This window comes from Microbulbifer sp. TYP-18, assembly GCF_040932045.1.
In the GTDB taxonomy this organism is placed as follows: Bacteria; Pseudomonadota; Gammaproteobacteria; order Pseudomonadales; family Cellvibrionaceae; genus Microbulbifer.
Genome location: NZ_JBFRBC010000019.1, coordinates 1 through 15470, shown reverse-complemented (window position 1 = coordinate 15470; position 15470 = coordinate 1). Strand labels below are relative to the sequence as shown.

Below are 15470 nucleotides of genomic sequence, written 5' to 3'. Positions count from 1 at the left end.
ACCCATGGCATTGACCAAGCAAATAACCGCCGGACTGCTGCTCTGCAGTGCCATCCTCGGAGGTTGCGACAGCGGCGAAAAACACCAAGTCTCTGCGCCGGGCGCTGACCCGTCGGCGCACAGTGCGGTGGGAGACCTCTCGGTATGGCCAAAGCTAGAGCCCGCCCTGCCAAAAGATCCGACACTGGAAGCGCGGATCGACAGCCTCGTCAGCCGTATGTCCATCGAGGAAAAGGTGGGCCAGATGATCCAGGCGGAAATCAAGTATGTCACACCGGAAGACGTCAAGACCTACCACCTGGGTTCAGTGTTGAACGGTGGCGGCACCTATCCCGACAACAACAAGTTCGCCACACCACAGGACTGGCTGCAGTTATCCGAAGCCTTTTATGCGGCCTCCATGGACACCTCCGACGGCGGCGTCGCCATCCCGATTATCTGGGGCAGCGACGCGGTGCACGGCCACAACAATATCATCGGCGCCACCCTGTTCCCGCACAATATCGGCCTGGGTGCGGCGCGGGACCCGGAGCTGATCCGCCGCATCGGCGCAGCGACCGCGCGCGAGGTGGCGGTGACCGGAGTCGACTGGACCTTTGCACCCACCATTGCCGTAGTGCGCGACGACCGCTGGGGCCGGACTTACGAGAGCTATTCCGAGGACCCGGCCGTTGTGCGCGACTATGCCGCAGAAATGGTGCGCGGACTCCAGGGCGACAAACAGAGCGAGGACTTCCTGCGCGGCGAACACCTGGTGGCCACCGCCAAGCACTTCCTCGGCGACGGCGGCACCGAGCGGGGTATCGACCGCGGCGACAACCGCGTGGCGGAAAGGGAGCTGGCCGAACTGCACGGGGCCGGTTATCTGAGTGCGCTGCCCGCCGGAGTGCAGACCGTCATGGCTTCCTTCAACAGCTGGAACGGTGAACGCCTGCACGGACACAAGTACCTGCTCACCGATGTGCTAAAGGGCCGCCTGGGTTTCGACGGCTTCGTCGTCGGAGACTGGAACGGTCACCGTTTCGTGCCCGGATGCAGTGTGGACAGCTGCGCGGCGGCCATCAACGCCGGTCTGGACATGTTCATGGTGCCGTCCGACTGGAAAAAGCTGTACCAGAATACCCTGGCGCAGGCCAGGAGCGGCGAGATTCCGCCGCGGCGACTGGATGACGCCGTGCGACGTATCCTGAGGGTCAAGATCCGCGCCGGGCTGTTTGAGCATGTCCGCCCACTGGCCGGGAGGGATGGCATCCTTGGCAACGATGATCACCGGGCCCTGGCCCGCGAAGCGGTGCGCAAATCCCTGGTGCTGCTGAAGAATAGCGGCAACCTTCTGCCGCTACACCCACGGCAGAGAATTCTTGTGGCCGGCGATGGTGCTGACAACCTCTCCAAGCAGTCCGGTGGCTGGACCATTTCCTGGCAGGGCACCGGCAACAGTCGCGAGGATTTTCCCGGTGCCACTTCCCTGTTCGCCGGTTTCCAAGCAGTGGTGGAAGCCGCCGGGGGCCAGATTGCCCTGAGCGAGGATGGCAGCTTTTCCGCCGACACCTTTCCCGGTGGCGGCAGGCCCGACGTGGCGATCGTAGTGTTCGGCGAAGAGCCCTATGCCGAGTGGCACGGCGACCTGGCCAGCATCGAATACCAGCTGGGCCATAACAACGATCTGGCGTTGCTGAAAAAGCTGCGCGCCCAGGGTGTGCCGGTGGTGAGCGTGTTCCTGTCCGGCCGCCCCCTGTGGGTCAACAAGGAACTCAACGCATCCGACGCCTTCGTGGCCGCCTGGCTGCCTGGGTCCGAGGGCGGCGGCGTGGCCGATGTCCTGTTTACCGATGCCGAAGGCTATGCCCGCCACCAGTTCACCGGCAGGCTGCCCTTTAGCTGGCCCAAATATGTACACCAGGTGGTGTTGAATCCCTACCACCCCGGCTACCAGCCCCTGTTCCCGCTCGGTTATGGCCTGCGCAATGGCGAAGAGTCCCTGGTCAGCAACTCCCTGCCCGAGGATGGCGACACCTACGCCGAGGGAAAACTGGAGGACGCCTGGCTGATGGTGTCCCGCCCGCGGGCCCCCTGGCAACTGGCAATTGCCGAAGCGGGACGCGCGCCTGTAGCGGTCACCGGCAACCGTGCCAGCAGTGGCGACGATGACAACATCACGGTGGCCGCCATCGATATGGAGTCCCAGGAGGATGCCCGGTTGATCCAATGGCAGGGGCTGCGTGAAGGCGGTGTGCAGCTGGGCACGCAAAACCCACAGGACCTGAGTCGCTACCTGCGGGAAGACTCCGCCCTGACCCTGGATATTCGCGTGGACCAGCCCCCCCGGCAACCTGTAAACGCACAGATCGCCTGCGGCGATGGCTGTGCGGGGGAATTGCCGCTGCAGTCGCCACTGGCGCAACTGGCGCAACTGGCACCTGGAGAGTGGACCAGGCTGTCCATCGACCTGCGCTGTTTCGTCGAACAGGGAGTGGATTTCAGCAGGGTCTCCAGCGCCCTGTCACTCAACAGCGCCGGCGCCCTGTCCCTGGCCGTGGCAAATATCAAGTATGTACCCGGAGCGGCGCAATCCGCCGATATCCAATGCCCCGGCTAAGCCGCAGTCTGCGTCTGTATAGCGCCGCCACAGCCCTGTGCTGCGCGGCGGCTGCAGCCGGCACGGAAATTTCCCTGCGCAGCGGCGACCTGAGTGTCCGCATAGACCCCGCCACCGGTGCCCGTATCAGCGAACTGCGCCTGAAGGATCAGCAGCTACTGAGCGGCCCGGAGGTGCACCCCGATAACTACGGCTCCACCTTTTGGCTGAGTCCCCAGGCGCTGTGGTCCTGGCCACCGGTGCCCGAACACGACAACCAACCGTATGAGGTTCTGCAACAGGGGGGCAACAGCGTCACCCTACTGAGTGCGCCCGGTGCGGGCGCCCAGGTACGGAAGAACCTGCGCACGTTGGGCCACAACCTGCTGCAACTGGACTACCGCATCCAGGCGCAAAGCGGCTTTGAGCAGGTGGCCGCCTGGGAGGTGACGCGGGTCGCCCGCGCCGGGCTGGCCTTTGCACCGGTAACCCCCGCCAGTGTGCAACAGGTGCGGGGACAAGTGGATTATCTGCTGGATAAGGAGGGCATCCTGTGGCTGCCCATGGCGCCCAGTGAACCCCTGCGCGAGGGCAAAGTCATCGCCAACGGCACCGCCGGCTGGCTCGCCTACGCCGCCCAGGGCCAGCTGTATTTGAAAATTTACCCCCCCGTTGCGCAGCATCGTATGGCCAGCGGCGAGGGGGATATCGAACTCTATTTGAGCGGGCACAGCCCCTATCTGGAGCTGGAAATACAAAGCGCTGCACAGGCGCTGGCGCCGGCGCAGCACCTGGACTGGCGCGTCCACTGGCTGGTCACCGAAATCCCGGACGAAGTGGCCGTTGAACCCGCCTCGCCTTCACTGCTGCGACTGGTACGGCAGCAGCTGCAGCGTGCCAGGGCCTTGATCCATGGCGGATCGGTGGCAGAAGCGGCACCGGACCCCAACTCAAAGTGAAGTAAGGAAGAGCATGAAACAACTGATAAAAATCTGCACACTGCTGGGGGCCATTGCCACCGCCGCTCCTTTAATGGGCCAGCCGGCTGCGGATGCCACCGATAAAAGGGTCAGTGAAATCCTGAGCCGGATGACGCTGGCGGAAAAAATCGGCCAGATGACCCAGGCCGAACGCAAGTTCGCCACCCCGGAAGACGTAAAAAAATACTACCTGGGCTCAATCCTGAATGGGGGTGGCTCCTTCCCGGGAAACAACACCCGCGCCGAATGGGTCGAAATGATCGACGCCTATCAGGATGCCGCCACTTCCACCCCGGCGGGAATTCCCCTGATCTACGGCACGGACGCCGTGCACGGCCACAGCAATGTCCGAGGCGCCACTATCTTTCCCCATAACGTTGCCATTGGCGCCACTCGCAACCCAAAGCTGGCGCGGGAAATCGGTGCGGCTACCGCCAGTGAAGTGGCCGCCAGCGGTGTCCACTGGACCTTCGCCCCCACGCTTTGTGTCGCCCGCGACGACCGCTGGGGCCGGGCCTACGAATGTTTCGGCGAATCCCCGCAACTGGTGGGCACACTGGGCCGGGCCTATGTGGAAGGATTGCAGGGCGGCCCTCTGGACAGCGCCAATATCCGTCACAACAAACTGGTGGCCACTGCCAAGCACTGGGTGGCGGATGGTGGCACCATTTATGGCACCGGCGATGAAGGTTACGAGATCGACCGCGGGGACACACGCCTCGACGCCGCAGAGCTGGAGCGCATCCACATAGCCCCCTATGTGCCGGCGCTGAAGGCCGGTGTGGGCGCGGTAATGGTGTCCTACAGCAGCGTCAATGGCACCAAAATGCATGAGCACAAGGCGCTGTTGACCGACAAACTCAAAGGTGAGCTGGGATTCGACGGTATCACCATCTCGGATTGGGCCGCACTGGAGGAAATACCCGCAGACACCAACCGTGAACGGGTAGTGCGCGCAGTCAACGCCGGCCTGGATATGATCATGGAACCGGAGAACTGGCGCGACTTTATCAGCGACCTCACCGCCGCCGTCAAGGCCGGTGAAGTGCCCATGGCGCGCATCGATGACGCCGTCAGCCGGATCCTGGCCACCAAATTGCGGGCCGGCCTGTTCGATGCGCCCATGGCGCCCCTGAGCAGCGCCGACGGCGTCGACTCCCCTATCGGTAACCCGGAGCATCGCGCCCTGGCCCGCCAGGCGGTGCGCGAATCCCAGGTACTGCTGAAAAACGAGGCCGGTCTGCTGCCATTGAAAAAGAATGCCCGCATCTTTGTGGCCGGCGACCACGCCGACAATATAGGCCTGCAGTCCGGTGGCTGGACCATCGAGTGGCAGGGCAAGCGCGGGGCCATCACCGACGGCACCACGATTCTGGAGGGGATCCGCTCGCTGGCCCGGGGGCAAGTGACCTATAACGCCGCCGGCGAAGGCGCGGCTGGCCACGATGTCGCCATAGTGGTGGTGGGCGAGGAGCCCTACGCCGAGGGCTTCGGCGACTACCGCCCCGCCCCCTGTGAAAAGTGTCAGCCGCTCACCCTGAGCGAACCCCAGCGGCAAATGCTGGCGCGGGTAAAGGAGAGCGGCACACCCACGGTACTGGTGGTTATTTCCGGGCGTCCCCTGCTGATCGCCGATGAAATTGCCTCCGCCCAGGCGGTGGTGGCGGCCTGGCTGCCAGGCAGTGAGGGCGCCGGTGTGGCGGATGTACTCTTCGGCGACTATGGGCCCAAAGGCAAGCTGCCGGTGACCTGGCCCAGGTCCCTGCAACAGGTTCCGATCAATATCGGCGACACAAACTACGCTCCACTGTTCCCCTTCGGTTTCGGCCTCACCTATCAATAGCCGGGTCGGGTTTCCTGTCGGCTGGTGCGGCGAGGGGAAGCGCCGCACCGGCTGCTTTTTTCCGCCCTGCCCTCTCATCCAGCCACCATCCAGACTGGGTTCTTGACATTAGTTACACATGCAACTAGGTTAGTTGCATGTGTAACTAATGGGTCGGAATCCATGCCTGGAGCACCGGCCAATCGAGCAAAAAAGGGAGGGCCATATGTCCGATTTATTTGAAAACCCCATGGGCCTCGACGGCTTTGAATTTGTAGAGTTCACCGCACCTGAAAAGGGTGTACTGGAAACCGTGTTCGAAGCCATGGGTTTTAGCAAAGTCGCTCGCCACCGCTCCAAGGATGTGGAATTGTGGCGTCAGGGTGACATCAACTTCATCACCAACTACGAGCCGGACAGCCACGCTTACTTCTATGCCCAGGAACACGGCCCCTCCGCCTGCGGGCTGGCATTTCGGGTCAAGGATGCCAAATTCGCCTACGAGGAGGCCCTGCGCAGAGGCGCCCAGCCAGTGGCGGTGAATACCGGGCCTATGGAACTGCACCTGCCCGCCATCAAAGGTATCGGCGGCGCCACCCTGTACCTGATCGACCGCTATCAGGAAGGTGGAACTATCTACGACATCGATTTTCACTGGCTCGAGGGCGTCGACCGGCACCCAGAGGGTTGCGGCTTCCACACCCTGGATCACCTGACTCACAACGTCTACCGCGGGCGTATGGAGTACTGGGCCAATTACTACGAAAAACTATTTAACTTCCGCGAAATCCGCTACTTCGATATTAAGGGGGAATACACGGGCCTGCTGTCCAAGGCCATGACCGCACCGGACGGCAAGATCCGCATTCCCCTCAATGAAGAGGCGGCCGGCGGTGGCGGCCAGATCGAAGAATTCCTGATGAAATACAACGGCGAGGGTATCCAGCATATCGCCTTCGCCTGCGACGACCTGCTGCAGTGCTGGGACCGGCTCAAGGGGCGCGGCATGGAATTCATGACCCCGCCGCCGGACACCTACTACGAAATGCTGGAGGAGCGCCTTCCGGACCACGGCGAGCCCACCGGCGAACTGAAATCCCGCGGTATACTGCTGGACGGCACCACCGAAGGCGGCCAGCCGCGGCTGCTGTTGCAGATCTTCTCCGCCAATATGCTCGGCCCGGTGTTTTTTGAATTTATCCAACGCAAACAGGACGAAGGTTTTGGCGAAGGCAACTTCAAAGCCCTGTTCGAATCCATCGAGCGCGACCAGTTGCAGCGCGGCGTGATCGGCGACGACAAAGCAGAGACGCCCAAGGCCTGATGGCATCCGCGATCCATTGACAGGAACAGAGACCATGATCAAGCGCATACACCATGTGGCATATCGCTGCCGCGATGCCAGGGAGACGGTGAACTTCTACCGCGACCTCCTGGGCATGGAATTTCAATTGGCCATCGCCGAAGACCGGGTGCCCTCCACCGGGGCGCCCGATCCCTACATGCACGTGTTTCTGGATGCGGGACAGGGCAATGTGCTCGCATTTTTCGAACTGCCCAACTCACCGGACATGGGCCGCGACGAAAACACCCCCCAGTGGGTGCAGCACATCGCGCTGGAAGTGGAAACCATGGATGTACTGATGGAGATGAAGCAAAAACTCGAGCAAGCGGGTATCGAGGTACTGGGCCCCACCGACCACACCATTTTCCAGTCCATTTACTTCTTCGATCCCAACGGCCACCGCATCGAGCTAGCCGCCAACACCGCCAAGCCCGGCATGCACCAGGAGCTGAAGCGGGTCGCGGAAGATATGCTCGAAGAGTGGTCCCGCACCAAAAAAGCGCCCCGTCACGCGGCCTGGATGCACGGCCAAGAGGAATTCAAACCAACACAAGCAGGGGAGGCAAAGTGAAATTAGCCAGTCTCAATTCCGGCCGCGACGGCCAGCTGGTAGTAGTATCCGAAGACCTGAGCCGCATGGCCCCAGCCGGGGACATAGCGCCCAACTTGCAGAGCGCCCTGGACGAATGGGGCCAGGTCTCAGGGCAGTTGGAGGCGCTCTACCTGAAACTGCAGAGCGGCGCCATCGAGGGGCAGCCCTTCGATCAGGCCCAGTGCGCCTCACCTTTGCCGCGCGCCTATCAATGGGCCGACGGCAGCGCCTATGTAAATCACGTCGAACTGGTGCGCAAGGCGCGCAACGCCGAGGTACCGGCGAGTTTCTGGACCGATCCCCTGATGTACCAGGGTGGCTCCGATACTTTCCTCGCACCCCGCGCCCCCATCGTCATGCCCCAGAGCGAAGGCTTTGGTATCGATTTCGAAGCGGAGATCGCCGTTATCACCGACGACGTGCCCATGGGCGTATCCGCCACCGATGCGCTGGGGCATATCAAGCTGGTGATGCTGGTGAACGACGTGTCACTGCGCGGCCTGATCCCCAACGAACTGGGCAAGGGATTCGGCTTTTACCAATCCAAGCCGTCCAGTGCCTTCTCCCCCGTATGCGTCACCCCGGACCAGTTGGGCGACAGCTGGCAGGAGGGCAAGCTGCACCTGCCACTGGTGTCGGAATTGAACGGTGAAATCTTCGGCAAACCCAACGCCGGTGTGGACATGACCTTTCACTTCGGCCAGCTGATCGCCCACGCCGCCAAAACCCGTCCCCTGGGTACCGGCACCATCATCGGCTCCGGCACCGTGTCCAACAAAATGGACGGCGGTCCCGGCAGGCCGGTGGCCGAGGGCGGTCACGGCTACAGTTGTATCGCCGAGATCCGCATGATCGAGACCATCAACAACGGTGGGCCCAAGACACCCTTCATGGACTTTGGGGACTGTATCTCCATCGAGATGTTCGACAAACACGGCCACTCCATCTTTGGCCGCATTGACCAGCTGGTCAGCAAAGCCTGACCCTCAGCGGCCAGGGAAGGCCGCGCCACACCCGCCCGATACTGCGGGCCAGGGCCGCAAGTGAGTTTTTGCGGCTTGCCCCAAGAAGCAGATCCCCAGACCTCCCTGGCGCACAGCCCAGGCCGACCAAGGGCCACCAGCCCACTTCACCGGTGACACAGTTCCGGTTGTCGAATTTTATGTCACCTATGAATATTCCCCTGGTGGGGAATTTGTTAGGATATTGTCATCTGAATCAGTACAAACCGAAATGGTATTTTACTGTTTTACCATGATTTCAAAGATAATAGCTTAACGGAGGCACCATGAAATCCAACTGCCTGCACCTGGCCATTCCCGCCGGGGATCTCAACAAAGCCAAAACCTTCTACTGCGATGTGCTCGGCTGCAAAACCGGCAACAGTGAAGAGGGACGCTGGGTCGATATCGATTTTTGGGGCAATGAGTTGACCTTGCACCAAAGTACCGAAAAGCTGCCGAATGTGCGCCACGACGTCGACATGGGCGCAGTAGCCGTGCCCCATTTCGGCATTCACCTCCCGGACGACCAGTTCCAGGCACTCAAAGGCCGTATCGAGGCCGCTGGCCTGCAATACCTGGACAAGCCCTACCGCCGTTTTGTGGGCAGCGAGTATGAACAGGAAACCTTTTTTATTGAAGACCCAAACGGAAACGTGCTGGAAATGAAATCCATGGTGAATCCGGAGGTCATGTTTCTGCCAGTGGACAACGACTGACCCGGATACCGGCTCAGCCACTGGCCGGCAGGCGCTAAACAGGCGCACCCACCACTGTTAACCCGGCAATCCAATAGATGACCCCTTATCGATTGGATTGTCGCCCCTGAAAACTCGCGCAAATATACGAAGGGGCTTGCGCCGGCCTCCGCCCGGCGGCACACCCTTATACCGCTTTAATCCGGTAACTTATTTAATTGCCGGGTTAATAGTATGCCAGCAAAGCTTATCGCCCCTAAAAAATCAATAAATACAGGAGGGGTTATAATCAGCAATGATGTTTGGGATACTCTCCATGAGTATCATTTTCCTATATGAGACCTTAGCACCAATAATTAGCTTGACATCTAATTAACCTGCAATGCTTTGTAGAAAATCTGACTAGAAACTGGGCCAGAGAATGGCTAAGCCGAAAACAATCCGCATACAGGAATTAAGCGTAAAGCAATAAAACAAAAATTTTGAACTGCATTGCTTTAAAAGATTTTCTATTACCATCATCCACGATGACGGCCAAAGGAGAACTAAATATGAAAATATTTTTTGCTTGGTTACTTTCACTTTTTCTTATCCCACTGCTGCAGGCCCAAGAGCAAACTGAAGGCTCTGGACATATAGAAATCTTGGGAGGACCGGGGCGAACTGAAAAGACGATTGATCTTTACTACCATATCCCAACCTCCTGGGAAAAGGATTCCCCTGTTGTTCTTGTTTTGCCGGGAGCGGGGAGAAATGCCTGGTCTTACCGGGATGCGTGGATTAAAAAATCAGAGGAAAAAGGATTTATCGTAATTTCTCCCAGCTATTCCGAAGAGCATTATCCAAGATTTTGGAATTATAACCTTGGCAGAATGTTAAGTAATGTAAAGATTAATGCGGAAAAAACGGACTTTGAAAGTTTTTCTATAACCAAGGATCCGAATGAATGGATTTTCAGTGATTTTGATCGTCTTTTTAATTTAATAAAGAATAAATTTGAGCTCACTACGGATAAATATGATCTATTCGGTCACTCAGCAGGGGGACAAATATTACATCGATTCACACTTTTTCACCAATCAAGCAAAGTCAATCGAATTTTGTCAGCAAATTCCGGTTGGTATACGGTTCCAGACCCTGACACCCAGTTCCCCACTGGCATCGCCGGAGCGCCCGTTACCTTAGATCAAGTTAAAAAAGCATTTTCAGAGAATCTAGTCATCTTTCTTGGCGAGCTAGACAATGAAAATGAAACCCGAGGCCACTTAGTTAAAAATAAGCGAATGAACAAACAGGGATTACATAGGTTGGAGAGGGGAGCTTATTTCTATGATATGGCTAAAAAACAGGCAGCACAAATGAATGCAGACTTCCAGTGGAAAAAAATCATTGTTCCTGGCGTAGGTCATGACTACAAAAAGATGAGCCTTGCTGCTGCTGATTATTTATACCCATAACAAACTATAAGAAATTTTATGCTATTGATAACTGCGATTGGGAATAATTGATTGTTAAAATTTATACATCATTAATCGACACCATATTGACGGATCACTAAAATAGTTTCGGCTAAAACTCAGTGCATCCGACACATCAAGGAAAACCTATTACCCTAGAATTGCTCGGACTGCCGCAACTCCGGTCAGATAATCCCCAGCCACACCCAAAGAAATAGCTTAAGCGGAAGACATTTTTTAATATGTCTAACTATTTCTGAAGAAAGTAAATAATAGAAACACCTATCATTGATATGGAGACGCCTGTTAAAAGTCTTCTTTTAAAGGCTTAGTATAGAGATTTTATCCGGATCTCAATTATCTACGCATACTCAACATTTTTTCTTTTATTGCTAACTTAGGATACTCTGCATCAATTACAAGTTGCAATTTTTCCCATATATAAAAATATCATTTGATGAATTAAAAGCTTCTCTAAACGCTTTAAAGTATAGCGTGACTACGAATGGGATTGAAGTTGAATCACCATAGACTGCTTCTAATTTTAGGTTATCTAAAGTTCCATCGTGCCTTACAGAGGATATAAGTACTTCATAAAACAATCCTGTAAGTGCTGGAACAACCTCTATGCTTGTTCTTTCCCCTCTTTCGCCCTTTATCGTAACATTTGCCAGGTTGAAATTTTTGTCTTTGAAAGTTTTTGGCAGCCCAATTTTTGCACGTAAGTATGGGGATCCTGTATCCTCATACTTTATACATATCCCCGTCGAATTTAAATTAACCGGCGTAACTTCAAATATATCTGCAGATACCTCAATTTCAGAAGCAAATAATTTATATGGGAAGTACCATGCCAGAAATATAGATAAATAAAATTTTTGCTTCACTCTCTAACACCTCTGTATATCAAATATTCACTAGTATCTCTTGGGTTAACATTAACCATAATAGTGTTATTTCTTATACTATAATTCAAATCGGCTACTGACGGGAGGAGCTGTGTATTGAAGGGATTATTGTTCGGATGAAAGTGAAGCACTATCGTATTGCCCGATTTATCATATCCCACATTGGGAATTCGGAGTGTTGACACATCTTTCCCAGGAAAGCCAACCGTAGCAACAGTCCCATCTTTAAACATAAGCCCTTCGGTTTCTCTCTTTAGATTTAATAAGGCCGACGCATCAATCCCGTCTTGATTTGTAGCTAAGATAGCAGCTACATCCTCAGCTTCTGAAGATTGCACTCGTTGTATTTTTACTTTATTCTTTGCCCAATGCTCCTCAAACTTTTCTTGACACGAAGCCTCACCTGAACAACTCAATTCCGTAGCCTCTAAACTCTCTTGTTGCGCAGGCCTTTGCTTAAATTCTCCCATCACATGCCGGGCTGCAGCGCCCAACAGCCCTCCGGCAAAACCATCCTTAAACCGCCCGCCCAGGGCCTTCGCCGCCACACCTCCGGCCAGGCCACCGGCCAGATAATGGCCGGCCACGCCCAGCGAATTGGAGAGACTGGCGCCAAGGGCGCCCCCGATCCCGGAGGTGACCATCCCCACCGCAAAGCCCATAATCACATCCCCCAGGGGCGCCCCGTTGGCCAGGCTGATGGCGACATTTAGCCCTGCCATTACCTTAAAATAAACTCCGGCGGCGGCCGGTGAGGCTACAACGGCGATGGCGATACCGACGACGGTGGAGAGGCGGATACCGCATTGATGGACTCCCCGGTCGTCTAAAAAAATATGTCGGCTGCAAGAAAATTTGATTGAATAGAACTTAAAAACCCTGCAATTGAAAGCCAAACTCTCGCATTGTTATTCATTCAAAAGAAGGCTAGCCCATAAAAAAACATATCTTTGTTAAAGACATTATGGAAATTAGACTACATCAGAAAAATCTTTTAACGCAGATTTAAAACTATAATTTCTTATTATATTTTCTATTGAACACTCTACGTCTGTAGAAAAATGGATACCCGACTCATCGATAATCCAGATCGGATAATTGTTTTCTATTTTTTCCTTTTCAAGCAAAGAGTTAATCATAGCCTCACCAAAACGATGGATTACTTTCCCTTCTGACTCAATAATAATTTCTTCAATAGATACATTTTTTTCTCTAACGCCAAATCGACCTACTTCCATAGCCCCTAAACCAAAAACTCGACACGGGGGCCAATCATATGAAAAAATATTTCCATCACTATATGAAATTTTTAACTTAACTTGTTTCGGAAATTCACTTCTAATATTAGGGCCTGGGAAATGATCACATCCAAAAATAAAAATACAAGCTATCAGTAAATACTTCATTGTGGCCACCATTTTTCGGACCCTCTACCATAATTCTGAGCTGCGTTCTCGAAGATATTTAGACCCGGACCTGAAAATATTTCACTGCCGAGGTAAACGGGCAAGAATAAAGGTCCTAATACCTGGTACTGGTAAGTGTGTGCTTCTTCATGTAGACCAATGTTAACACTTAGATCTCCATATGCACCATATTTCGATGGCGGGCTCCCTTGACCATAAGAAATAGTATTCCCTAGCGTTATTGCCGTGCCACGAAGCGTAAATGAATTATTAATAAACTGGATACTATTATTGCCAAAACTTATACTTGGACTAACGTTGTAAATCCCAAGAGCGTAGCCTATTTCTCCAATTACATGTCCAGCTAAGCCATACGCAGCACCAATAATGGTGTTAGGTAATGTCCAAATTTTTCCTGCGGCATCACCATCAGTGCTTATCCAAAGGCGTTATCAAGGGTTTGAACAACAAAGCGAAAGTGACTGCCAGAAAACCCTACGGATTCAGGACCTACAGATGCCTGGAAATTTCGCTATTTCATGCGCTTGGGCAGCTACCGGTTCCGGAAGCGACCCACAGATTTACCGACGAGGCGTAATTTTAACTTGTAGTCTTACCTCCCTTAACCAGGCATCATTATTAACTCGAATTTCTTCGTGTGCTTTATAGCTATCCTTATCGCCTATTATTACAAGGTAGGTTCTACCTTGTTTAAAACTTGGCCATAGAGAGCAGTCGGGTGACGCTCTTGTTCTTTTACCATTGTCTAGCCAAAATCTATAATCAGTATGATTAGTATAGTCAAGGTATTCATTTTTTTATTTGCAATTCCATTTATTAATAGCATGAACTACTATTCATAAATTAGTTTATTGTTCTCTCAAAACCATAGCCCTAAAGTCGAACCAATCGAATACCTGGTATATCAGCTGAACCACACATTTTTCATTTTTATTAGGATAAGGGCACAACTCATATACCCTCTGACGTAAATCAATTTCATCTGGTAAAAGTATGTTCGGAGAATTGTAAATAATATTTATGGCTCCATCTTCTTCAGTTTCATCAAACTCAAACACCACTCCATTACCATTTGTGTTAAATGAAGGAAACTCTTCTACACACCTATCTATTTCAGAATAAAGCAAATAACTTTCTTTATTTTTTACAACAAAATCTTTTTTTCGTAAAAACTGGGGACTTTCTGTTAAAAATACTAAGTAATTTGCATTTGTTTTCATAGGCATCATAGAAGAAAAAGTTATTTTACTTTCTTTTACCTTCTTGCCTAGAGAGTCAATTATATCGGCGCGATATACAATACCACAATCATGCTTGACGCTGTTAAAATAAAAATATTTAACCTCAGAATCAATTATGTTTACACGAAGTATATATTCATATTTGTTTACTATATCATCCAATTCCACAAATTTTTTACCAACATCTAAAGAAAATGCTTTCATAGAAAATATAATTATGGAAGTTGATGCCAGTCCAAATTTGAAGAACATTTATGATTTCCCATATATAAAATTAAACTTACTAACCCCACCCCAGCCCATCTTTTCTGCATTCGGGTGGTAACCTGTTGCATTAGCTTGAGAAACATCTATCCCCATCGAGTGGGCTGCCTCATGCCCAAATGATTGAATTGGGTTTTCAACTTAATTTAAATAAACTGTAGTATAAGTTCTACTCTAGTTTAATGTTCACTAAAAGCTTAAGTTTGTAACTAAACTCAAAATAAACCTTAGCAGCATGCGAGGCTAGTACAAAATTAGATACCCCAATGAAAATGGATTGCCCCAATACTAAAAAAGGTTTTTCTTGCTACCTTGGTATTTTTCAACAGTAAGAGGTGGCAGCAAAATTAAAGTATAAATTATCTTCGTTAAGTTTTAAATTGGCTATTTTAAAGACAATGCGTCTAATTTCAATTCAAATTCATCCCATGGAATAATCCAATAAGAGGCTTCCTGTAAATATTTTTCAGGCGCCTCGTCACTTTTCAGCATAATTTTTTTCGCTCTCATCGATCCTATAAATGGAGCCTCTAAAATTGATTTAACAGCCAAATCTCCTGTGATCACTTCCCACAATGGGTCAAATTCAAAAATTTCACTGTGAAATGCACTTGCATACAGCTCCCCTCCTTCAGTACATGTTTCGTAGCCATTTACGTCAGCTCTTCCCATTGCCAAATAATTTAATTTTGCATCCAAATTTTCCAAATTTAAAAAAACCAAATATCTCCCCCCTATTATTAATTTAGATTCTGAACCAAATGCAATTTTTCTTTTTTTGCCTTTAAAATTAAAAACTACTTCTGCCATGTATTTAAAACCACAATCATAATTTTTATTGTTACGCAGTATTATATTTCTTTTTCCATTACTAATTTCTACTTGTGCTACTTGCGAAGACCTGGAAAACATTTCTTTCAGACTTATTTTCTTCACCACATAGGCTTTTAAGCTAAAAGGAGTTAAAAATAAAATACTAAAAAAAATTATTATGGTTTTTTTCATAATTTTAATCCGAATCTTTCTTCCAAATATCAACAACACTTCTAGGGAACGTCTGAATAACTCAACAATCGCTACGGCAGTATCAGTATTTTCTGGTGCGGGCCTGAATTTGACCAAAACAACCCTGAGGTTGTTTGTTTTTTCACCTGGAA

The 15470-nt window shown here is 52.0% G+C and carries 13 protein-coding genes; 8 read left to right on the top strand and 5 right to left on the bottom strand.

Going from position 1 to position 15470, the window contains the following annotated elements; translation table 11 throughout:
• Nucleotides 1–4 precede the first annotated feature (4 nt).
• The 8 genes from ABVT36_RS14445 to ABVT36_RS14410 all read left to right on the top strand — a co-directional run bounded on the left by ABVT36_RS14445 (nucleotide 5) and on the right by ABVT36_RS14410 (nucleotide 10473).
• Complete coding sequence (locus ABVT36_RS14445; protein WP_368457170.1) at nucleotides 5–2599, top strand: exo 1,3/1,4-beta-D-glucan glucohydrolase; 2595 nt, start codon at nucleotides 5–7, stop codon at nucleotides 2597–2599.
• Nucleotides 2587–3537: a DUF4380 domain-containing protein gene (locus tag ABVT36_RS14440; protein WP_368457169.1), complete on the top strand. Its 951-nt coding sequence runs from the start codon at nucleotides 2587–2589 to the stop codon at nucleotides 3535–3537. Before ABVT36_RS14445 ends, ABVT36_RS14440 begins: the two co-directional genes overlap by 13 nt.
• Nucleotides 3538–3550: 13 nt before the next feature.
• Complete coding sequence (locus tag ABVT36_RS14435) at nucleotides 3551–5401, top strand: glycoside hydrolase family 3 protein (RefSeq protein WP_368457168.1); 1851 nt, start codon at nucleotides 3551–3553, stop codon at nucleotides 5399–5401.
• A gap of 205 nt (nucleotides 5402–5606) precedes the next feature.
• Nucleotides 5607–6704: a 4-hydroxyphenylpyruvate dioxygenase gene (gene hppD, locus ABVT36_RS14430; protein WP_368457167.1), complete on the top strand. Its 1098-nt coding sequence runs from the start codon at nucleotides 5607–5609 to the stop codon at nucleotides 6702–6704.
• 34 nt (nucleotides 6705–6738) lie between these two features.
• Nucleotides 6739–7296 carry a VOC family protein gene (locus tag ABVT36_RS14425; RefSeq protein WP_368457166.1) on the top strand — a complete coding sequence of 186 codons (558 nt, stop codon included), beginning with the start codon at nucleotides 6739–6741 and terminating at the stop codon, nucleotides 7294–7296.
• Nucleotides 7293–8300: a fumarylacetoacetate hydrolase family protein gene (locus tag ABVT36_RS14420; protein ID WP_368457165.1), complete on the top strand. Its 1008-nt coding sequence runs from the start codon at nucleotides 7293–7295 to the stop codon at nucleotides 8298–8300. The genes ABVT36_RS14425 and ABVT36_RS14420 overlap by 4 nt, the downstream gene beginning before the upstream one ends.
• Before the next feature lie 305 nt (nucleotides 8301–8605).
• Nucleotides 8606–9037 (top strand): VOC family protein, encoded by a 432-nt coding sequence (locus ABVT36_RS14415; RefSeq protein WP_368457164.1) that lies wholly within the window; start codon nucleotides 8606–8608, stop codon nucleotides 9035–9037.
• 530 nt (nucleotides 9038–9567) lie between these two features.
• Entirely contained in the window at nucleotides 9568–10473 is a 906-nt protein-coding gene (locus tag ABVT36_RS14410; protein ID WP_368457163.1) for a hypothetical protein, read from the top strand.
• Between the two features lie 416 nt (nucleotides 10474–10889).
• Here ABVT36_RS14410 and ABVT36_RS14405 read toward each other — a convergent pair whose 3' ends face one another.
• The 5 genes from ABVT36_RS14405 to ABVT36_RS14385 all read right to left on the bottom strand — a co-directional run.
• Nucleotides 10890–11360, bottom strand: a complete 471-nt coding sequence (locus ABVT36_RS14405) for a hypothetical protein (RefSeq protein ID WP_368457162.1) — start codon at nucleotides 11358–11360, stop codon at nucleotides 10890–10892.
• Nucleotides 11357–12277, bottom strand: coding sequence for a hypothetical protein (locus ABVT36_RS14400; protein ID WP_368457161.1), 921 nt, complete (start codon nucleotides 12275–12277; stop codon nucleotides 11357–11359). Before ABVT36_RS14400 ends, ABVT36_RS14405 begins: the two co-directional genes overlap by 4 nt.
• 75 nt (nucleotides 12278–12352) lie before the next feature.
• Nucleotides 12353–12787, bottom strand: a complete 435-nt coding sequence (locus ABVT36_RS14395) for a hypothetical protein (RefSeq protein ID WP_368457160.1) — start codon at nucleotides 12785–12787, stop codon at nucleotides 12353–12355.
• Between the two features lie 869 nt (nucleotides 12788–13656).
• Nucleotides 13657–14301 (bottom strand): hypothetical protein, encoded by a 645-nt coding sequence (locus ABVT36_RS14390; RefSeq protein WP_368457159.1) that lies wholly within the window; start codon nucleotides 14299–14301, stop codon nucleotides 13657–13659.
• A 396-nt stretch (nucleotides 14302–14697) separates the two neighbouring features.
• The coding region (locus tag ABVT36_RS14385; RefSeq protein WP_368457158.1) for a hypothetical protein at nucleotides 14698–15470 on the bottom strand (773 nt) is incomplete at its 5' end.

Excerpts from the sequence above, each read along its gene's own strand:
- ABVT36_RS14440 (WP_368457169.1), top strand. The coding sequence starts at position 2,587 with ATGCCCCGGCTAAGCCGCAGTCTGCGTCTGTATAGCGCCGCCACAGCC.
- ABVT36_RS14390 (WP_368457159.1), bottom strand. The coding sequence starts at position 14,301 with ATGTTCTTCAAATTTGGACTGGCATCAACTTCCATAATTATATTTTCT.
- hppD (WP_368457167.1), top strand. The coding sequence starts at position 5,607 with ATGTCCGATTTATTTGAAAACCCCATGGGCCTCGACGGCTTTGAATTT.
- ABVT36_RS14445 (WP_368457170.1), top strand. The coding sequence starts at position 5 with ATGGCATTGACCAAGCAAATAACCGCCGGACTGCTGCTCTGCAGTGCC.
- ABVT36_RS14410 (WP_368457163.1), top strand. The coding sequence starts at position 9,568 with ATGAAAATATTTTTTGCTTGGTTACTTTCACTTTTTCTTATCCCACTG.
- ABVT36_RS14425 (WP_368457166.1), top strand. The coding sequence starts at position 6,739 with ATGATCAAGCGCATACACCATGTGGCATATCGCTGCCGCGATGCCAGG.
- ABVT36_RS14415 (WP_368457164.1), top strand. The coding sequence starts at position 8,606 with ATGAAATCCAACTGCCTGCACCTGGCCATTCCCGCCGGGGATCTCAAC.
- ABVT36_RS14395 (WP_368457160.1), bottom strand. The coding sequence starts at position 12,787 with ATGAAGTATTTACTGATAGCTTGTATTTTTATTTTTGGATGTGATCAT.
- ABVT36_RS14435 (WP_368457168.1), top strand. The coding sequence starts at position 3,551 with ATGAAACAACTGATAAAAATCTGCACACTGCTGGGGGCCATTGCCACC.